Genomic DNA, 19,800 nt, shown 5'->3' on the forward strand with positions numbered 1-19,800 from the left:
TCAGCCCTTCGTCGCCCCAGCCAGAAGGCCCCGGACGAAGAACCTCTGCAGCGCGAAGAAGACGATCAACGGCACGATGATCGAGATGAACGCGCCCGCGGACTGCAGGTACCAGCGGTCGCCCCACGAGCCCGACAGCGAGTTCAACGTCTGCGTCAGCGGCAACGACGACGATGGCGCGAAGATCGTCGCCACGAGCAGGTCGTTCCACACCCAGAGGAACTGGAAGATCGCGAACGAAGCGATTGCCGGCATGGCCAGCGGCAGGATCATCCGGAAGAAGATCTGTCCGTGCCCGGCACCGTCGACCCGCGCGGCTTCGATGACCTCGCTCGGGATCTCCGCGATGAAGTTGTGCAGCAGGAAGATCGCGAGCGGCAGCGCGAAGATCGCGTGTGCGATCCAGACGGTCGCGAACGAGTGGTCCACATCGCGCAGCTCGAAGCCCGGGAAGACCCCGACGCCGTTGATCTCGAGTCCGCGCGAGAACAGCGTCAGCAGCGGCACGAGAGCCATCTGGATCGGAACGATCTGCAGCGCGAAGACGAAGACGAAGAGCAGATTCTTGCCCTTGAAGTCGATCCACGCGAACGCGTAAGCGGCCAGGGACGCGAGCGCGATCGGGATGATCGTGGCCGGAATAGCGATGGCCAGCGAGTTGATGAACGACTGACCGAGGGTCAGCGCCGTTCCCCCGGAGGTCAACGCGTCCGCGTAGTTCTGCAGGGTGAAGCTCGGGTTGGTGAAGACCGTCCACCAGCCCGAGGTCTGCGAGTCGGAGCCGGGTCGGAACGACGTCACGAACAACCCGAAGGTCGGGATGGTCCAGAAGATCGCGATGATGACCGCGATGATCGTGGCGGTCTTGGACGTGAGCTTCTTCTGGGCGATGTTCTCGCTGCGACGCGTGTCTCGCGCCGTCTTGCGGGTGGCTCGACGATCGAATGCCGGGGGCGTCTCGGCCGGAGCGATGGCGCTCATCGGATCTCCCTTTGCTGGCGCAGCTGACGCGCGTTGTAGATGATCAGCGGCAGAACGAACAGGAACAGCACGACGGCGAGCGCGGACGAGTGCCCGTAGCTCTGGAACCGCTGCTGCTGGTTGACCATCTCGAAACCGAGGACGGAGGTGTTCGAGCGACCACCGGTCATCACGGCGACGATGTCGTAGACCTTCAGCGAAGCGATGGTGATCGTGGTCAGCACGACGATCAACGAGGCGCGGATGCCGGGAACGGTGACGTTGCGGAACCGCTGCCAGGGGCTCGCGCCGTCGAGCTGCGCCGCCTCGAGCTGTTCGGTGGGAACAGCCTTGATCGCGGCCGACAGGATGACCATCGCGAACCCGGTCTGGGTCCAGATGAACACCGCGAGCAGGGCGAACGTGTTCAGCAGCGGCTGCGCGTCCAGCCAGCCGACCGGCTGCCCGCCGAACATCGTGACGATCGCGTTCAGCAGACCAATCTGCTCGCCCTGACGGTAGTCGTAGACGAACTTCCAGATGATGCCGGCGCCGACGAACGAGATCGCGACGGGCATGAACACGAGCACCTTCAGGATCTTCTCGCCGCGGGCGCGGTCGATGAAGGCCGCGTAGGCGAGGCCGATGACGGTCGAGAGCGTCGGGGCGAACAGCGCCCAGATGATCGTGTTGACGACCGACCAGAAGCCCTCGGGGTTCGTGAAGGTCCAGATGTAGTTGTCGAGGCCGACGAACGTGTCACCCGTCTTGTCGAAGAACGACGAGAAGATGGTCGAGATCGCCGGGTACACGAGCCCGAGGAGCAGCATCAGCAGCGCGGGTGCCAGGAACACGACGAGCTGGAACACGTAGCCCGAGCCCTCGCGCGAGCGGTAGTCCGCGAAGAACAGCAGCGCGCCGACGCCGAGCGCGATCGCCACGACGTAGAGCAGCGCGTTTTGGTACGGCCGCAGCAGCATGAACGCCAGCACCGGGATGACGAAGCAGGCGGCCAGACGCAGCCACATGTAGCCCTTGCCGCGGCGCGGTGCGAACTCGATGAGAAGCAGCACCACACCGACGACGATGCCGAACACCACGACGATGATCGGGATCTGCACCAGCGGGTTCAGGTTGCCGATCCAGGTGAAGAAGCTGTTGAGCGAGAATCCCAGCGAGGTCGGCCGGGCGTCGTCCACGGGCGTGCTCATCAAGAGCAGGACGAGGGCGATGAGCGCGATCGCTGCGGCGGCGAGGGCGACGATGCCCGTCGTGCGGCGCGAACGCGCGGAAGCGGGGGGTGCGAGCGCGTCGTCGGGAACGACGTGCGGCTCCTTCGTGGTGGTCTGCGACATCACTGTCCTATCTCTCCGGCTGAGGGGTGCAGGCACGGGGGCCGCTCGTATCGAGCGACCCCCGTGCGGCGCAGCCCGGGTGGGCTAGTTCTCGTATCCCGCCTGGATGTCACTCAGGACCTGGTCGGTCGGGCGACCGTCGATCCAGTTGACCATGCCCTTCCAGAACGAACCGTTACCGACCGTGGCCGGCATCAGGTCCGAGGCGTCGAAGCGAACGACGGTGCTCGGGTCCTGGAGGATCGTCATGGCGTCGGTCAGGAACTCGCTCGATGCGAGCGACGGGTCGGCGCCCTTGTTGGCCGAGATGACCCCGCCGAGCTCGACACGAGCGTCAGCGAACTCCGGCGTCGACATGAACTCGAGCACCTTCTGCACGGCCTCCGAGTCGGAGAACGCGGTGACGAACTCGCCACCGGCTTCGACGTAGGTCTCGCCATCGGCCGTGATGCCCGGGAGCAGGAAGGCGTAGACGTCGCCGTCGGGGGCAATCGTCGGGGCCTCACCGGATGCGGTCTTCGCCTCGAGGAAGTTCGCCGAGAGGAAGGACGCCTGGTGCGTCAGAGCGCAGCGACCGTCCGCGACGGCGGCGGCGACGTCACCGAACGCGGTCGAGTTGATGCTCTTCACATCGCCGTAGCCCGCGTTCACGAAGTCCGGGTTAAGGAGGATGTCGCCGACCGAGTCGAAGGCATCCTTGATCTTCGAGTCGGTGAACGGCACGTCGCCGGCTACCCAGTCGTCGTACACGTCGGCGCCGGACTGACGCAGCACGAGGTCTTCGATCCAGTCCGTGCCCGGCCAGCCGGACGCGGCGTCGGACGAGAAGCCGGCGCACCACGGGGCGGCGCCGGTCGTGTCGCGGATGGTCTGCGTGAGCGTCAGCAGGTCGTCCCAGGTCTTCGGAACTTCGACACCCCACTCGGCGAAGCTCTTCGGGGAGTACCAGACGTATCCCTTGACGTTGGCGAGCATCGGCGCGGCGTAGAACGTGTCGTCGACGGTGCCGTAGCTCTTCCAGTCGGCCGACCAGTTCGCGTCGACGTTCGACTCGACAGCCTCGGGCGCGGCCTGGACCTCGCCCGTGTCGACGAGCGCCTTCAGCAGACCCGGCTGCGGAACGATGGCGATGTCGGGAGCAGAACCACCGGTCACCTTGGTGACGATGTTGCCCTCGAAGCTCTTGTCACCGGTGTATTCGACCTTGATACCGGTGTCTTCGGTGAACTGCGTGAACGAGGCGTTCAGGTCGTCTGCCTCGACACCCGTGATCCCTCCGGAGATCTGGACGGTCTGCCCCTCGACCGATCCACTGTCGCTGGAGCCGCCCTCCGCACAACCGGCGAGTGCGAGTCCCGCAACCCCCAGCAGCGCGATCGGTGCGACCAGGCGGCGTCGCTGCGATCTGATCATGTGATTCCTCCTCTTCGAGTACGCGCATGCTCCTTGCACCCACGCATCCGGCTCCTCAGGAACCGATTCCAGGCAAACGTAAACCAATCTGACAGACAACACAATGTCGCCGCATCACAACTCGGTAAAGCTGCGATGGGAGCGCTCCCTCGCCTCCGACCTGGGAATGGGAGCGCTCCCTCAATGCATTTCGTATGTGGAACCGGTTTCATCTTTTTCGGCCGACTCGTACTACGATGACTGCGGACCCGAGCCCATCAAGGAAGAGGGGTGGTGATGATGAGCGGGATCTCCGATGTGGCGCACCTCGCGGGTGTGTCGAAGTCGACCGCGAGTCGGGCGCTCAGCGGCGCCGGTTACGTCTCGGCCGCCACGAAAGAACGAGTCGCCGCTGCCGCCGCATCCCTCGGCTACGTCCCCTCGACGAACGCGCAGAGTCTGTCGACCGGCCGGACGCAGAACATCGGCGTCGTGATGCCGTATATCAACCGGTGGTTCTTCGCGGAGGTGCTCGAGGGGATCCAGCAGGAGCTCCTGGAGCGCGGCCTCGACCTGATGCTCTACGACGCGAAGCCCGGAACCGAGAGCCGACGGCGGATCTTCGAGGATTTCCTCGCCCGCAAGCGGTTCGACGGCCTCATCGCGGTCGGTCTGGAACCCGCCGAGAACGAACTCGAGAGCATGCTGTCGCTCGGCAAGCCGGTCGTGAGCGTCATCGGCGATCACCCGAGGACGAGCGCCGTCTCGCTCGACGAAGGCAACACGGCGCACCGGGCGACCGAGCATCTGATCGCCCTCGGCCACCGCGACATCGCCTTCCTCGGTGCGGGCGCGGATCCGCACCGCCCGCACGTGGAGTCGGCGCGCGTCAGCGGTTACCACGCAGCAATGCGTCGTGCGGGGCTCGACGAGACGATCGCCCACGTGCCGTGCGCGCTCACCATGCCCTCCGGCTACGCGGCCGCGGTCGACCTGCTCAGTGACTCGCGTGCTCGGCCGACCGCCATCGTCGCGGCGTGCGACGAGGTCGCGATCGGCGCCATCATCGCGGCGCGACGCCTCGGCATCCAGGTGCCGGCGGCCCTCAGCGTCGTGGGCATCGACGACCACGAACACGCCGAGATGTTCGCACTCACGACCCTTCACCAGGACCCGCGCGAGCAGGGCCGCACCGCCGTCGACCTGCTCATGCGGCAGATCGAGGACCCGGATGCGGAGCCCGTCGTGGTGCGCGTGAAACCCCGGCTCGTGGTGCGCAACTCGACCGCGCCCGTGAACCCGTCCACATCCGTCGTCGTCGCCGACAACGGAATCCTGCCGGTCGGCTGACCGCTCCCGCGCGGCGCGGAGGTCGCAGATCTGCGGCGGCGGGCGCACGAGAGCGGGGCCCCGGCTCTCGCCGAGGCCCCGCTCTGTGTCTTCCCGATCAGCTGTGCCGGCGGCGACCCGTCGTGCGGGCGATGATGCCGAAGCCGATCAGCAGGGCGCCGAGGAGCGCCGCTCCACCGACCCAGCCGTAGTCGCCGCCCGTCGCCGGGAGCGCTCCGGAACGTGCCGCGATGGTGACCGGCTGCCATCCGATCACGTCACCGGCCGCGTCGAGCACCACGAGACGGTGCGAGCCCGACACGCCATCCGGCAGAGTGACGGTGACCGTACCGGCCGCACTCACCTGCTGCCACCCGCCGAGCTGCTGCGGGGTGGAGTACAGCCAGATCGAGACCCACGCGCCGGCGTACTTGGTACCGACGTAGATCGTGATCTCTCCCCCGGCGACGAGGTTTCCGATCGTGACCTGGATCACGTTCTTCAGCGCCTCGATGAGCTCAGAGACGGACACCGGCTGCGGCGTGGTCGTCGGGGGCGTGCTGCCTCCGCCGGTCTCGGGCAGGGGCGGCGTCGTGGGCGTCGGCGTACCGGTGCCCGGTTCGCCGGTCGGCGGCTCCTCGACGGACGTCACCGCGATCGGAACACGCACCTCGGTGCCGCTCTGCGGGGCCTGCAGCACGATCGTGCTGGAGGCGGCAGCATCCGCCGGCACCTTCAGCGTGACCGTCGCCGAACCGCCGCTGACGGCGATCGGGTCGAACACCGTCGTGCTGCCCGCGAAGCTCGCGAGGAGCGTCGTGGTGGCCGGGCTGCCGACCGACGTGAGGTCGAGGCCCGACACCTGGAACGTGACGGTGTCGCCCTCGGCGGCGGATGCGGGCACGCCCGTCACCTGCGCGCTGCGGCTCGCGAAGTTCGGGGTGAGCGTTCCCGCTGCCTTGATGTAGCTGATCCACGCGTCGCGGTCGATGAGGCCCGAGTCGCGCGTGTTCGTGCCCTGGGTGAAGGTGCGGAAGTTATCGCCACCCTGCACGAGGAAGCTGAACGAACCGACCCGGTACTGCTGGGCGGGGTCGATCGGCTCTCCGTCGATCCAGATTCCGGTGATGTGCGAGCCACGGGCCGCCGACTCGTCGAACGTGTACTGCACGTTCTCGGAGAGGCCGAGCGCGAGGTAGGAACGCGACGGGATGGTGCCGTCCGCGTTGGTCTGCCACTGCTCTTCGAGCAGGCTCTTGAACTGCGCGCCGGTCAGGCTTGTCGTGAACAGGTTGTTCGCGAAGGGAAGGACGGCGTTCGCGTCGGCGACCGTGATGCCGTCGGCATCCTTCAGCAGCTCCGCGCGGAGTCCGCCCGGGTTGACCACGCCGATCTCGGCGCCGCCGAGGCGTTCCTCGGAGAGGGTCGCGACCAGCGAGTCGGCGACGAGATTGCCCAGCGCCGACTGCTTCGCACGGTTGTCACGCGTGCCGCCGGTGTAGACACCGTTGACGTACGTGCCTCCGGTGAAGGCCGTCGTGATGTCTGCCGACACGTCGCCGACCTTCACGCTGCCGACGACCTTCGCTTCCGCGATCGCCTTGTCGACGATCGTCTTCACCGCGGCGACCCGAGGGTATTTGGCGACGAGCTGCGCATCGAGATCAGCGTTCTGCTGAGCGTCATTGGCAGAATTCTTGTCGTCCACGATCGCGACGCGGGCCACGTTCTTCGCGGTGTAGGACTGCACGTCGCCGGTTTCGGCATCGACCGTCAACACGACCTGGCCGATGTTCTCGCCGTAGTTACCGGTCTGCACGATCGGGCGCGTCTTGTCGGTGCCCGGGATCGGCACGTTCCACGAGTACAGCTTGTGCGTGTGGCCGGTGAAGATCGCGTCGACGGCAGGAGAGGTCTTCGTCGCGATGTCGGCGAACGCCTTGCCGTCGGCGATCTCGTCTTCCAGTGTGGCCTTCTCGACCTCGCCGGCAGCAGCACCCTCGTGGTATTCGGCCACGATCACATCCGCTTCGCCGTTGGCGGGATCGCCGTCGGTCAGTTGGGCCGCGACGCGGTTGACGGCCTCGACCGGGTCACCGAACGTGACATCGGCGATTCCGCCGGGCGACACGAGCGTCGGCGTCTCCTCGGTGACGGCGCCGATCACGCCGACCTTGAGCCCGTCGACCTCGATGATCGTGTACTCGTCGAGCACCGGAGTGGTCGTGCCCTTCTCGTACACGTTGGCGCCCAGGTAGGGGAACGCGGCCACGTCGGACACGCGGCCCTTCAGATCCGCAAGCCCCTGATCAAACTCGTGGTTGCCGACGGCCGACGCCTGCAGCCCGAGCGCGTTCAGCACGTCGAGCGTCGGCTTGTCGCCCTGGAACGCCGAGGCGTAGAGCGACGCACCGATGTTGTCACCATCCGAAAGGAACAGCGTGTTGTCCTCGCCGTACTGCGCGCGGAGCTGCTCGATCGTTCCGGCGAACTTCAGCGTGGTGCCATCGATCCGACCGTGGAAGTCGTTGATGTTGAGCAGGTTGAGTTCAACCGTCGGGTCGAGGTCGAGGCCTACGACCAGGGGGTCGTGGTCGCTCGAGCGGAACGGCGAATCGTCGTAGAAGTTCGTCGCGTTGTAGTTGTAGCGGCTGTACTCCAGAGCGATCGACTCGACGGAGTTGATGTTCCAGACATCCGAACCCGTGACGAGCTTCTGCGCCTCGGTGGACGCGAGGATGTGGTCGAGCGAACCGACCTGGCCGCCGAACGAGTAGGTGTACTCATCCGTGGGGGCGAGGTTCGCGTAGCCGGCCTCGTAGAGAACCTGCATCGGGTCCTCCTGCGTGTACGAGTTGAAGTCGCCGAGCAGGAACACGTCATCCGTGCCCACCGAGGCCTTCAGCCCGTCGGCGAAAGCGACGAGCGCCTGCGCCTGACGCGTGCGGTCGCCGTTGAAGGCGCCCTGCACGCCGTTGGCGTTGTCGCCGGTTGCCGGCGGCTCGCTGTCGCCCTTCGACTTGAAGTGGTTGACGATCGCGATGAACGCGTCGTCGTCGCTCCCGCCCGTGGGCGTGAACGCCTGCGCGAGCGGCGGCCGCGCGTTGTCGAACGCGGCGTTGTCGAGAATCACCGATGCGCCGAGCGGCTCGACCGCGGCCTTCTTGTAGATGAAGGCGGTGCGGATGACGTCTTCGCCCGCGGGCACGGCCGCGGGCGACGGAGCGTAGGCCCACTCGTCCGAGCCGAGCGCCGCATTGAGTGCGGCCACGAGCGTCTTCACGGCCTCGTCGCGGTTCTCGCCCGCGATGGTGGAGTTCTCGATCTCTTCGAGCGAGACGACCTCGGCACCGAGTCCATTGATCGCCGCGACGATCTTGGCCTGCTGGCGGGCGAGATCGTCGTCCTCTGCCGCGCCACGGGGCCCGGCGCCGCAGTTGTTCGCGGTGACGCGGTTGCCCTCGCGGTCGGTGTAGTAGGTGCAGCTTCCACCGGCGGCCACCCAGTCCTGCGCGGTCGTGGTGAAGTAGTTGAGCACGTTGAAGCTCGCGATCTGCAGGTCGCCGCCGACATCCTTCGGGGCGGGTTCGCGCGTGTTCGCGAACGTGGCCGGCTGCACCGTGGCGGCGTTGTCCACCGTTAGGTGCTGCGTCGGCTGGAAGTTCCACATGTCGTTGCGGTACTCCGCGATGACCGGGGCCGCGAACGTGACGGGCGCGCCCACACGAACCGGCGACGTCGTCGACAGGTACGGCAGCGGGATGCCCTTGTTCGCCGTGGAGTTGAAGTTGATCGACGCGCCATCGTCGAGCGTGACCGCACGTGCGGCGTTGTCGGCGACGACCGTGTCGTACTCGGGCGTGCCGGGACGAGCCACGTCGGTCGGGTTCTCCAACGGGGTCGTGCCCGCGGCGAGACCGACGGATGCGTAGTAGTTGGTGTCGTACGTGTTCGTCACCGTGAAGTCACCTTCGGGGGCGACGAGCATGCCCTCGAGCACCTCACGCGCCTCGTCGGTGGTCGGCCAGGCGGCGGGCACCGGAGTGACGGGAGCCGCCTGCTCCGTGAGCACGGTGATGCCGGTCGCGGCCGGGGTGAGCTGCGTCATCGTGCGGAATTCGGCAACCGGACCGGTCACCTCGACGTACTCGCCGACCTTCACGAGGCCCGCGACAGCGGCACCGGTCGCACCGGAGCCGCCGTAGACGAAGACGGCGTCGGATGCGGTGTGCGATGCATCCAGCGTTCCGCCCGTGCCGGGGGTCTGGATGTAGAAGCCGTTGAGCCCGCCGGTGGGGTAGGCCGCCGTGACGACGCCGCGCGTCGTGACGGTCTGGCCGACGAGCGGGCTCGTCGCACCCGTGCCCTGAATGGCGTCGATCGTCACGGTCGACGGCTCGGTCGGAGGCGTGGTCGGCTCGGGCGTGGGTGTGGGTGTGGGAGACGCCGTCGGGGTGGGCGTCGGAGTCGGCGTGGGCGTCGTGGCGCCGCCGGAGTTCTGCGGGGTGACCGCGGTCGAGACGGTGAAGTCGGCCGCGTTGTTGTCGGTGTCGACGAAGTTCGTGCGCACGAGCGAGTTCGGTTGGGCGGGCGTTGCGGCGGCCGCGCCCTCGAAGGTGTTGCTCGTTCCGTACCCGAGGAGGTCGACCACGTTCGCCGTGCCGATGACGGAGCCGACTGCGGGAGTCAGGTTCTGCGTGGTGTCAGCGAGGACGATCGTCCCCGAGGCACCGGCGGGGCCGAAGCTGGTGCCGGTCAGGTCGGGCTGGACCGGCAGGTCGGCGAGACCGTCTGCGCTGCCCGGGAGAGAGACGAGGAAGTAGCCACCCGGCGCGATGTCACCGCTGAGGTTCTGCACCTGTGTCTGTCCCGTGCCCGTTGCCGAGCGGTACTGCAGCGACCATCCTTGGAGGGACTCGGCCGCGGTACCGGGGTTGTACAGCTCGACGAACCGGTTCTTGTACAGCGCGCCCTTGCTGCCGTTGACGTACGCCTCGTTGATGATGACGCCCGAGCCGTCCGGCGCCGCCATGGCCGCCGTCGGAACGAGCATTCCACCGATCAGCGCTGTTCCGACTCCGAAGGCGAGCGCCGCTGTTCGACGCTGCCGCTGTGAAAAGGACATGGGTCTCCTGAGTTCTGACTGAGGGTTCCTCAGGAGGTTAGGCAGAAGTCATGAACGAAATGCGTACGAGCAGATGACGTTCCGGTGAGATTCCTCTCATCGAATCGTCATAGCTTTCTCATTCCGCGAGGTCCTTCGCCGAAAACGAGAAGGACCCCGGATGCCGCAGCATCCGGGGTCCTTCGCACAGAACGTGATTACTTGAGGGTAACCGTCGCGCCGGCAGCCTCGAGGGCTTCCTTCGCCTTGTCTGCAGTCTCCTTGTTGGCGCCTTCGAGGACGGCCTTGGGAGCGCCGTCGACGACAGCCTTGGCCTCGCCGAGGCCGAGCGAGGTGAGCTCGCGGACCGTCTTGATGACCTGGATCTTCTTGTCGCCAGCGGCCTCGAGGATGACGTCGAAGGAATCCTTCTCCTCAACCTCTTCTGCAGCGCCTGCGCCAGCGGCACCGGCAACGGCGACGGGCGCGGCAGCGGTGACGTCGAACTTCTCCTCGAACGCCTTCACGAACTCGCTGAGCTCGACGAGGGTCAGGCCGGCGAACTGCTCGAGCAGCTCCTCAGTGGTGAGCTTAGCCATGGTGTATCTCCTAGATTGATGGGGTTTGTGAGAACGAGATCGCCGGACGCTTACGCGGCCTCAGCGGTCTCCAGCTTTTCGCGAAGCGCGTCGATGGTCGCGGCAGCCTTGCCCATCGTCGCCTTCATCATGCCCGCAGCCTTCGCCAGCAGAACCTCACGGCTCTCGAGCGCGGCGTACTTGTTGACCTCGTCGGCGGTGAGGGAGTTGCCCTCGAACACGCCGCCCTTGATCACGAGAAGCGGGTTGGCCTTGGCGAAGTCACGCAGAGCCTTGGCAGTGGCGACGAAGTCACCGTGCACGAAAGCGACGGCCGACGGACCCTTGAGGTCGTCATCCAGCGCAGTGATCCCCGCGTTGTTCGCGGCGATCTTGGTCAGCGTGTTCTTCACCACGGCGTACTCAGCGTCCTGACGGATGCTGTTGCGCAGCTGCTTCAGCTGGGCAACCGTCAGACCGCGGTACTCGGTCAGCAGGACGGCGTTCGAGCTCTCGAATGACTTCGTGAGTTCGGAGACCGTTGCATCCTTCTGCGCCATGGTCACTCCTTGGTGGGTACGAGACACCTCACGGTGGTGAGGCGCCGACCGGAGACCAGGCCCGCAAAAACAAGAAAGCTCCGGCGCAAGCGCACGGAGCTCGGTTCTCAGGAGAATCGTTCGTACACCTGCGCGGGCCCCTGCTTTCGCAGTGCTTCGGTCATCATGCGCTTGCACGCACGACGATGACCAGCGGTCTTCGGCTTCCCCCACCATACGCCACCCCTCCCCCCACGCCAAATCCCCTGCCCCTCCCTCTCCCTACTTGCCGTCCCGCCCCCAGCCGCGGGACGGTCCGCCGGCGGGGATGGGCGTCGCCGCGCGTCGCGGGCGGGGCGCGTCCGGAGGGACGCGTACGCTCGAACGGTGACCCCCGAACTCGCCGCCCGCATCGTCGCGGACTCCCGCGACCGGGTGGCCTGGCTGCGGGCGCGCTCCCGGGGGATCACGGCGACGGATGTGGCCACCCTCACGAGCGACCGTGCCATCGCGAAGGCCGCGGACCAGAAGCTGGGCGGATCGCGCTTCTCCGGCAACGCGTACACCGACCACGGGCGACGCCGTGAGCCCGAGATCGCCGCCTGGGTCGCCGCAACCCACGGCATCCTGCCCTCGAGCGCGCTCTTCCACGCCGTCGTCGAGAAGCGCCATTTGGCCACCCCCGACGGCATCGGCGTCGACGCCGACGGACGGATCTCGCTGGCCGAGATCAAGACCACCAACAAGTCGTGGCGATCCATTCCGCGCGGCTACCTCCGCCAGGTGTGGTGGCAGCAGCACGTCCTGGGCGCAGAGCGGACCCTTGTTGCCTGGGAGCAGCACGACGGCTTCGTGCCTGTCGACGACGAACCGCGCTGCGCGTGGGTCGACCGCGACGATGCCGAGATCGCCAAACTCGTGCGGCTGGCAACCTCACTGATCGACGAGTTGTACTTCCGCACGACCGGCGTCCGCCCCCAGGGTGCCAGTGCTCCGCGCGAAGAATCCCAGGCCACGGATGCGGCACTTCTCGCGGCCGCCGAAGCCGCCGCCCGCCCGACCCGGTCGCGAGCGCTCGACTCCGCTTATCGCGCCCTCGCCCTCGCGGACTGATCGCCCGCATTCCTCCGCGCCGCCCTTCGAGTCGCTAGCCCCCGCCCCGCGGTGACCCGGCACGCCGGTACGCCGCTCTCGCCGCTCTGTCTACCGGGGCCCGGTCACCCACGACCCGGCGACGACGACCCGCCGCCCGCGGCCCCTCCTGAGCCCACCCGCTCGAGGCAGCGACACGCCGCGCCCGACCGACACACTCCCCATGCCCCGCGAGTCGTCGGACCGGACGCGGCCGAGACGCCTCATCAGCCCCAGGACACCACTTCAGCCCCACCGGTCCGACGACTGCGGAGCCGACATGGACAAATCGACGGCGGCGGAGCCCACGGGCGAGACCGCACGACTGCCACGCCCACCCGCGGGAAGTCACGCCCACCCGTGGGAATAGTTGACGCGCCTCAACCATTAGACCTATAGTTGACCCAGTTCAACGGTTGACTCCGGTCAACTTCCGCGCGCCGATGCTGCCGCCTCCCCCACTCCACGCGAAGGATTCTCATGACTGCGATCGCGCCCGCCGATACGGCCGCTCCCGCTCCGATGAGTCGACGCCGAGTACTCGAAGCCCTCTCCGGCCTTCTGCTCGGCATGTTCGTCTCGATGCTCGCCTCGACCGTCGTGTCGACCTCACTCCCGGTGATCATCCACGATCTCTCCGGCGACCAGAGCTCGTTCACCTGGGTGGTCACGGCGACCCTCCTCACCACAGCGATCTCGACCCCCATCTGGGGCAAACTCGCCGACCTCTTCAACCGCAAGCTGCTGTTCCAGCTCGCCATCGGCATCTTCGTGCTCGCCACGGCCGCCGCCGGGTTCTCGCAGGACCCGTCGATGCTCATCGCCTTCCGCGCGGTGCAGGGCCTCGGCGCGGGTGGCCTCGCCGCCCTCAGCCAGGTCATCATGGCCGACATCATCAGCCCGCGTGAGCGCGGCCGTTACATGGGACTGTTCGGCGCCGTCATGGCCGTCGCCACGGTCGGCGGTCCGCTGCTCGGCGGTGTCATCACGGATGCGTGGGGATGGCGCTGGAACTTCTTCGTCGCTCTGCCGTTCGCGGTTGCGGCCCTGATCCTCGTGCAGCGCACGCTGCACCTGCCGGCGCGCACCAAGCGCACCGTGTCGATCGACTACGTCGGCATCGTGCTGCTCTCGGCCGCCGTCTCGCTGCTGCTCATCTGGATCACGCTCGCGGGTGACTCGTTCGAGTGGATGAGCGTGCAGACGCTGCTCATGGTCGGCGGCGCCGTGCTCGCCACCGCGCTGTTCATCATCGTCGAGCTGCGTTCCAAGGAGCCGCTCGTTCCCCTCACCCTGTTCCGCAACCGCACGTTCTCGCTGGCCGTCATCGCGTCGATCGCGACCGGTATCGCGATGTTCGGCGCGTCGGTCTACCTCGGTCAATACATGCAGCTCGCTCGGGGCGCGACCCCGACCGAGGCGGGCGTCATGACGATCCCGATGATCGCCGGCCTGCTGCTCTCGTCGATCGGCGTCGGCGCGCTCATCACCCGCTTCGGTCGCTGGAAGCCGTACCTCATCGTGGGCGCCGTCTTCCTGATCGCCGGATCGTTCCTGCTCTCGACCATCCACTACGACACGAACTTCGCGCTCGTCTCGCTGTACATGTTCCTGCTCGGCGCCGGCGTCGGCATGACCATGCAGAACCTGGTGCTCGTGGTGCAGAACACGTCCAAGCCGAGCGAGATCGGCGTCGCCAGCTCGGGCGTCACCTTCTTCCGCAGCCTCGGTGGCACCATCGGCGTCTCGATCATGGGCGCGGCGCTGTCGACGCGGGTCGTCGACCTCGTCGCCGAGCGCCAGGGCGACATCACGACGGCACTCGCCACCCTCGGTGACCAGGCGCAGACCTGGGCGGCGCAGCTGCAGAGCGGCACCCTCCCGCAGGTGTCGGCGATGCCGGAGGCCCTGCGCGTGGTGTTCGAGGACATCTACGCGAACGGCATCTCGCACTCGTTCCTCATCGCGGTTCCGTTCGCGGTGCTGAGCCTGCTCGCGATCGTGTTCCTGCCGAACAAGTCGCTGACCATCATGACCACGAGCGAGCGCATCGCGGCGAGCGAGGCCGACCTCGCCACCGTGTCGGTGCCCGAGGCCATGGCGACGCTCACCGGTTCGGTACGGACCACGGATGCGGCATCCGACGCTCACGGCTCGCGCCGCTAGGGTGAAAACGATGACCACCGATCGGACTCGAGAGGCGCGCACCGAGGCGGTGCGCGCCCTCGAGGGCGAGTTCAGCGAGCTCATCAACCGATTCCGGCGCGTCATCACCGAGAACGCGAACCGGGTGAGCCCGGGGATGCTGCCGGGCGCCTACAAGGTGTTCACCACGATCGCCCGCCGTGAGAGCGTGACCCAGTCCGCTCTCGCGGAGGCCCTCATGGTCGACAAGGGCCAGCTGAGCCGCACGGTGCGCGAGCTCGAACAGCTCGGGCTCGTCGAGCGCACTCCCGATCCGAACGATGGCCGCTCGAGCCTTCTCGCCCCCACCGCCTTCGGCATCGAGCGCCTCACGGCGGCCCGGTTGCCGCAGGAGAACGCGCTGCTCGAGAACCTCGTCGACTGGCCGATCGAAGACATCCACAATCTCAGTCGCCTGCTGCACGCGCTGACGTCGGGTATCAATCCTTGACGAGATCGTTCCGAGCGGTATCACCGGCGTAACACGGTTGAGACAATCTCGGGTTTGACTGGTGTCGTTCCAACGGCACGCGTTGCCGACGTCGACACGCACGGGAAAGGGCGACCGATGAACCACCGGCCGCTGAAACCGACCACCGCCACCGACCACTCCGCCGAGCCGGTCCCCGACCGGATGCGGGCGTCCGTCATCGATGCCACTGGCGGCACCGATGCTCTCCACATCCTCGACGTCCCGGTGCCGTCGCCGGTGTTGAGCGAACTCCTCATCCGGGTCGTCGCCGCGGGCGTCAACCCGATCGACACGAAGACCCGAGCCGGATCGGGACTGTCCGCAGCCATCGCGGCGTACCCGGCGACCCTGGGTTTCGACTTCAGCGGGGTTGTCGTCTCCGCACCGTACGAGGCGCACCCGCTCTCTCCGGGCACTGAGGTGTACGGCCTGGCGTCGTTCCCGCGGACGGGTGGCTCGTACGCCGAGTACGTCGTCGCCCCGTCGCAGTCGCTGGCGCGCAAACCCACGAGCCTGTCGCACGTCGAGGCCGCGGGTGTTCCGCTCGCCGCGCTCACCGCGTGGGGCGTCGTCGTGGAGACGGCGCGCGCACACGAGGGGCAGCGGATGCTGATCCACGCCGGCAGCGGCGGCGTCGGCCATTTCGCGGTGCAACTCGCGGCGTACTTCGGCGCACGGGTGACGGTGACCGCATCCGGCCGCAACGCGGCATGGCTCCGCGAGCTGGGCGCCGCCGAGGTGATCGATTACGCGACGACCCGGTTCGAAGACGTCGTCGCGGATGTCGACGTCGTGATCGACCTCGTCGGCAACACCGCCGATGAGGTGGGTACGCGGTCGCTGCAGGTGCTGCGGCCGGGCGGGCTGTACGTGCTCGTGCCGACCGGCGCGTGGCCCGGGTACGCCGAGGCCGCTGAGGCGGCGGGTCTGCGTGCGACGAGCTACAAGGTGACCCCGGATGGCGACGTCCTCGCCACCCTCGGCCGCCTACTCGATTCGCGCGCGATCCAGGTCTACATCGATTCGGTGTTCGATCTCGGCGACGCGTCCGCCGCGCACGAGGCCGTCGAAAGCGGCCACACCCGCGGGAAGACGGTGCTGCGCGTCAGCGACGACTGACCGGGCGGAGCGCACGGCGCGCGCCGGCGGCGACAGCGTCTGCCGTCGCGCGCAGGAGCGGCGAGTCGATGTTCCACTGCTGCCAGTAGAGCGGCACGTCGATCGGGGCGCCGCCGAGCCGCACGATCCGCCCCGCCGCAAGGGCGTCCTCCGATTGCACCTCCGGCAGCATCCCCCAGCCGAGGCCCGCGCGAACGGCGATCGCGAAGTCGTTCGAGCCGGGCACGTAATGCCGGGGCGGGGTCGCCGGATCGATCCCCTGCTCGCGCAACCAGCGCGACTGAAGGTCGTCGCGGCGGTCGAAGTCGACGAGGGGAACGGATGCCGCATCCGCCCTCATGCGCTCGGCGACGGCGGGCGTGGCGACCGCCTCGTACCGCATGGTGCCGAGCGCGCTGACCCGGCAGCCGGCGACCGGCTCGGCCCGCGAGGTGACGGCCGCGACGACCTCCCCCGATTCCAGAAGAGCGGCCGTGAAGTCCTGGTCATCGCGGTGCAGGTCGAACACGACGCGATGCTCCGTCGCGACGTCCGCGAGCGGGGCGAGGAACCAGGTCGCCATCGAATCGGCGTTGACAGCGAGCGGGATGCTGACGGCACGGTCGCCGGCCACGCCCGCGCCGTCGAGGCCGAGCTCGACGAGCGTGTCGTGGGCGAGCAGCGCGTACTGCCGGGCGAGGCGCACCACCCGCGCGCCCGCCTCGGTCGCCCGGGCCGGCTTCGCGCGAACGAGGAGCACCTGCCCGACCCGCTCTTCCAGCGCGCGGATCCGCTGGCTGACCGCGGACGGGGTGATGTGCAGCCGGCGGGCAGCCGCATCCATCGTTCCGGTGTCGACCACGGCGGCCAACGTCTCGGCGAGGTCGATCGGGATTGTCATAAGCAGAGCTTACGACGCAATAGTAATCCGAACTGGTCTTCATCCTGCGCGACGCTTACCGTCAAGAGGTGACCACTGCTCTGCTCCCCGGATTCCTGCTCGGGCTCTCACTCATCGTCGCCATCGGCGCGCAGAATCTCTTCGTGCTGCGGCAGGGCATTCGCCGCGAGCACGTGCTGGCCGTGGCGGTGATCTGCGCGCTCTCGGATGCCGCACTCATCGTCGTCGGCGTTTCGGGCATCGGGTTCGCGCTGCAGTCCGTCCCGTGGGTCATCGAGGTGGTGCGGTGGGCGGGAGCACTCTTCCTGCTCTCCTACGCCTTCCTCGCCGCGCGGCGGGCCTGGCGCCCGAGCGGCGAGGCACTGACCGTCGCCGGCCCTGCGAACGCGCCGGATGCCGGACAACGCGCGCCGACGGATGCTGGCGGACGCGCGGCGACGGATGCTCGGCCCCGCGCCGCGGCGACAGACGCCGCGCCGAGCCCGATCACGACCGCCGCGCGCGTGCGCACACCGCTTCTTCCCGTCATCCTCACCTGCCTCGCGCTGACCTGGCTGAATCCGCACGTCTACCTCGACACCGTCTTCCTGCTGGGCTCGGTCGCGGCGACCCAGGGCGACGGGCGGTGGTGGTTCGCGGCCGGGGCGGCGACCGCCAGCGTGGTCTGGTTCTTCGGACTCGCCTACGGCGCGCGCCACCTCGGGCGCTGGCTTGCGACACCGCGGGCGTGGCGCATCCTCGATGCCCTCATCGCCGTCGTGATGGTCGCCATCGCCGTCGGTCTTCTGCTCGGCTGACGTTCGACACCGGCTCCACTCCACAGAGAAGTCGTGCACCGCGCGTCAGCGCCGGATGGGGTGCAGGATGGGGCGATGGTCCGCCGCATCCACGTCATCGTCCACGGTCACGTGCAGGGAGTCGGTTTCCGCTGGGCCACACGCAACGAAGCCCAGCGACTCGGGCTCTCCGGCTGGGTGCGCAATCTCGACGACGGCACCGTCGAGGCCGAGGCGCAAGGACCCGAGGGAGACGTCGAACGGATGCGGACCTGGCTCGCCGCCGGCCCGCGAGGTGCCCGTGTCGCGCGCCTCGACGTCTCCGAAGCCGACCCGGATGCCCGGAGCACGGCGTTCACCCTGCGCGACACTCCCTGAACGCACCGCAGCACACCCGCATCCCGTCCGCCCGCACCGACCGTCAGGTCAGGATGCGTTGGGCTCCTGGGCACGGCCCTCATCGAGTTCGCGCAGACGGCGGAACTTCGACCAGGGCACGAAGGCGATCCAGGCGATGGATGCGATGGAGGCTCCCATGATCATCGAGGCGATATCCATGCGTCCACCGTACGCACGGCGCCCGGACGCCACCTCCCCCTTGCGGGGGAACCGTTTCGCGCACGAAGAAGGGGCCCCGTCCGAAGACGAGACCCCTTCTGGAACGCCTGAATCAGGCGAGGATGTTGACGTCCAGCGGGATGCCGGGGCCGAACGTGGTCGACACCGCACCCTTCTGGATGTAGCGACCTTTGGAGCTCGACGGCTTCAGGCGGACGACCTCGTCGATCGCTGCCTTGATGTTCTCGTCGAGCTGGTCAGCCGTGAACGATGCCTTGCCGACGACGAAGTGCACGTTGGCGTGCTTGTCGACGCGGAACTCGATCTTTCCGCCCTTGATCTCCTCGACGGCCTTCGCCGCGTTCGGGGTCACGGTGCCGGTCTTCGGGTTCGGCATCAGGCCGCGGGGGCCCAGCACCTTTCCGAGGCGACCGACCTGGCCCATGAGCTCGGGCGTCGAGACGGCCGCGTCGAACGCGGTCCAGCCAGCGGCGACCTTCTCGATGAGTTCGGCGCCGCCGACCTCATCTGCTCCGGCGGCGATAGCCGCCTCGGCCGCGGGGCCCGTCGCGAAGACGATGACACGGGCGGTCTTGCCGGTGCCGTGGGGCAGGATGACGGTGCCGCGCACCATCTGGTCTGCCTTGCGGGGGTCGACAGCGAGCTTGAGTGCGACCTCGACGGTCGAGTCGAACTTCTTCGACCCGGTCTCTTTCGCGAGCGCGACCGCTTCGGTCGGCGTGTAGAACTTGCCGGCGTCGATCTTCTCGGCGGCGGCGATGTATGCCTTGGACTTAGCCATGTTCGTTATCCCCTCAGCCCTCGACCGTGATGCCCATGGAACGGGCGGTGCCGGCGATGATCTTCGAGGCAGCCTCGATGTCGTTCGCGTTCAGGTCGGGCTGCTTCGCCTCAGCGATCTCGCGCACCTGAGCCTGGGTGAGCTTGGCCACCTTGGTCGTGTGCGGGGTCGGCGAGCCCTTGGCGACGCCGGCAGCCTTCTTGATGAGCTCCGCCGCGGGCGGGGTCTTCAGGATGAAGGTGAAGCTGCGGTCCTCGTAGACGGTGATCTCGACGGGGATGACGTTGCCGCGCTGCGACTCGGTCTGGGCGTTGTACGCCTTGCAGAACTCCATGATGTTGACGCCATGCTGACCGAGCGCGGGCCCGATCGGCGGCGCCGGGTTTGCGGCACCAGCCTTGATCTGAAGCTTGATCAGGCCGGTCACCTTCTTCTTCGGTGCCATTCCTCTTCCTTTCATCGAGCGGATGCGGAAGCCGCATCCCTCTCCCGCATGCCCGGCGTTTCCGAGCCGCGGTCCGGTCCGTACCGCGACGAGCGCAGACGGACAACTTCCCCATCATACGCGACGGGGCTGCATCCGGTCCACCGTCCGATGGGCCCGACGGCCGGGCCGAAAAA

The 19,800-nt window shown here is 67.7% G+C and carries 17 protein-coding genes; 7 read left to right on the plus strand and 10 right to left on the minus strand.

Features of this window, described 5'->3' with window-relative positions; genetic code table 11:
* The 3 genes from LQ938_RS12345 to LQ938_RS12355 all read right to left on the minus strand — a co-directional run bounded on the left by LQ938_RS12345 (nucleotide 1) and on the right by LQ938_RS12355 (nucleotide 3,728).
* The gene (locus LQ938_RS12345) at nucleotides 1-981 is read right to left on the minus strand and encodes a carbohydrate ABC transporter permease (RefSeq protein WP_223722773.1); all 981 of its coding nucleotides are present in this window, start codon (nucleotides 979-981) and stop codon (nucleotides 1-3) included.
* Nucleotides 978-2,315, minus strand: a complete 1,338-nt coding sequence (locus tag LQ938_RS12350) for a carbohydrate ABC transporter permease (protein ID WP_223722772.1) — start codon at nucleotides 2,313-2,315, stop codon at nucleotides 978-980. Before LQ938_RS12350 ends, LQ938_RS12345 begins: the two co-directional genes overlap by 4 nt.
* A gap of 84 nt (nucleotides 2,316-2,399) precedes the next feature.
* Entirely contained in the window at nucleotides 2,400-3,728 is a 1,329-nt protein-coding gene (locus LQ938_RS12355; protein ID WP_223722771.1) for an ABC transporter substrate-binding protein, read from the minus strand.
* 279 nt (nucleotides 3,729-4,007) lie between these two features.
* Here LQ938_RS12355 and LQ938_RS12360 point away from each other — a divergent pair, with 279 nt between their 5' ends.
* Entirely contained in the window at nucleotides 4,008-5,057 is a 1,050-nt protein-coding gene (locus LQ938_RS12360; protein ID WP_223722770.1) for a LacI family DNA-binding transcriptional regulator, read from the plus strand.
* A 97-nt stretch (nucleotides 5,058-5,154) separates the two neighbouring features.
* On the opposite strand, the gene LQ938_RS12365 is transcribed toward LQ938_RS12360, so the two are convergent.
* From LQ938_RS12365 to rplJ, 3 genes are all read right to left on the minus strand, one after another.
* Nucleotides 5,155-10,161, minus strand: coding sequence for an ExeM/NucH family extracellular endonuclease (locus tag LQ938_RS12365; protein WP_223722769.1), 5,007 nt, complete (start codon nucleotides 10,159-10,161; stop codon nucleotides 5,155-5,157).
* Nucleotides 10,162-10,358: 197 nt separating this feature from the next.
* Nucleotides 10,359-10,739 (minus strand): 50S ribosomal protein L7/L12, encoded by a 381-nt coding sequence (gene rplL / locus LQ938_RS12370; protein ID WP_223722768.1) that lies wholly within the window; start codon nucleotides 10,737-10,739, stop codon nucleotides 10,359-10,361.
* Nucleotides 10,740-10,789: 50 nt separating this feature from the next.
* Complete coding sequence (rplJ, locus tag LQ938_RS12375; protein WP_223722767.1) at nucleotides 10,790-11,278, minus strand: 50S ribosomal protein L10; 489 nt, start codon at nucleotides 11,276-11,278, stop codon at nucleotides 10,790-10,792.
* Nucleotides 11,279-11,644: 366 nt separating this feature from the next.
* Here rplJ and LQ938_RS12380 point away from each other — a divergent pair, with 366 nt between their 5' ends.
* The 4 genes from LQ938_RS12380 to LQ938_RS12395 all read left to right on the plus strand — a co-directional run bounded on the left by LQ938_RS12380 (nucleotide 11,645) and on the right by LQ938_RS12395 (nucleotide 16,163).
* A complete protein-coding gene (locus LQ938_RS12380; protein WP_223722766.1) occupies nucleotides 11,645-12,370 on the plus strand; it encodes a YqaJ viral recombinase family protein in 726 nt (241 codons plus the stop codon).
* 498 nt (nucleotides 12,371-12,868) lie between these two features.
* The gene (locus LQ938_RS12385; protein WP_223722765.1) at nucleotides 12,869-14,554 is read left to right on the plus strand and encodes an MDR family MFS transporter; all 1,686 of its coding nucleotides are present in this window, start codon (nucleotides 12,869-12,871) and stop codon (nucleotides 14,552-14,554) included.
* 10 nt (nucleotides 14,555-14,564) lie between these two features.
* Nucleotides 14,565-15,023 carry a MarR family winged helix-turn-helix transcriptional regulator gene (locus LQ938_RS12390; RefSeq protein ID WP_223722764.1) on the plus strand — a complete coding sequence of 153 codons (459 nt, stop codon included), beginning with the start codon at nucleotides 14,565-14,567 and terminating at the stop codon, nucleotides 15,021-15,023.
* Nucleotides 15,024-15,140: 117 nt separating this feature from the next.
* Nucleotides 15,141-16,163, plus strand: a complete 1,023-nt coding sequence (locus LQ938_RS12395; RefSeq protein WP_374197480.1) for an NADP-dependent oxidoreductase — start codon at nucleotides 15,141-15,143, stop codon at nucleotides 16,161-16,163.
* Here the strand turns inward: LQ938_RS12395 and LQ938_RS12400 are convergent.
* Nucleotides 16,150-17,043, minus strand: coding sequence for a LysR family transcriptional regulator ArgP (locus LQ938_RS12400; RefSeq protein WP_223722763.1), 894 nt, complete (start codon nucleotides 17,041-17,043; stop codon nucleotides 16,150-16,152). The two genes, LQ938_RS12395 and LQ938_RS12400, sit on opposite strands and share 14 nt — an antisense overlap.
* A gap of 68 nt (nucleotides 17,044-17,111) precedes the next feature.
* On the opposite strand from LQ938_RS12400, the gene LQ938_RS12405 reads away from it, so the two are divergent.
* Together LQ938_RS12405 and LQ938_RS12410 are read left to right on the plus strand one after the other, a co-directional pair.
* Entirely contained in the window at nucleotides 17,112-17,840 is a 729-nt protein-coding gene (locus tag LQ938_RS12405; protein ID WP_223722762.1) for a LysE/ArgO family amino acid transporter, read from the plus strand.
* Between the two features lie 75 nt (nucleotides 17,841-17,915).
* On the plus strand, nucleotides 17,916-18,197 hold the full coding sequence (locus tag LQ938_RS12410) for an acylphosphatase (protein WP_223722761.1): 282 nt from the start codon (nucleotides 17,916-17,918) through the stop codon (nucleotides 18,195-18,197).
* A gap of 48 nt (nucleotides 18,198-18,245) precedes the next feature.
* Here the strand turns inward: LQ938_RS12410 and LQ938_RS15490 are convergent, their stop codons facing one another.
* From LQ938_RS15490 to rplK, 3 genes are all read right to left on the minus strand, one after another.
* Complete coding sequence (locus LQ938_RS15490; protein WP_263317691.1) at nucleotides 18,246-18,377, minus strand: hypothetical protein; 132 nt, start codon at nucleotides 18,375-18,377, stop codon at nucleotides 18,246-18,248.
* A 112-nt stretch (nucleotides 18,378-18,489) separates the two neighbouring features.
* Entirely contained in the window at nucleotides 18,490-19,179 is a 690-nt protein-coding gene (gene rplA / locus LQ938_RS12415; RefSeq protein WP_223722760.1) for a 50S ribosomal protein L1, read from the minus strand.
* 13 nt (nucleotides 19,180-19,192) lie between these two features.
* Complete coding sequence (gene rplK, locus LQ938_RS12420) at nucleotides 19,193-19,624, minus strand: 50S ribosomal protein L11 (protein ID WP_223722759.1); 432 nt, start codon at nucleotides 19,622-19,624, stop codon at nucleotides 19,193-19,195.
* Nucleotides 19,625-19,800 lie beyond the last annotated feature (176 nt).

This window comes from Microbacterium sp. cx-55, assembly GCF_021117345.1.
Classification (GTDB): Bacteria; Actinomycetota; Actinomycetes; order Actinomycetales; family Microbacteriaceae; genus Microbacterium.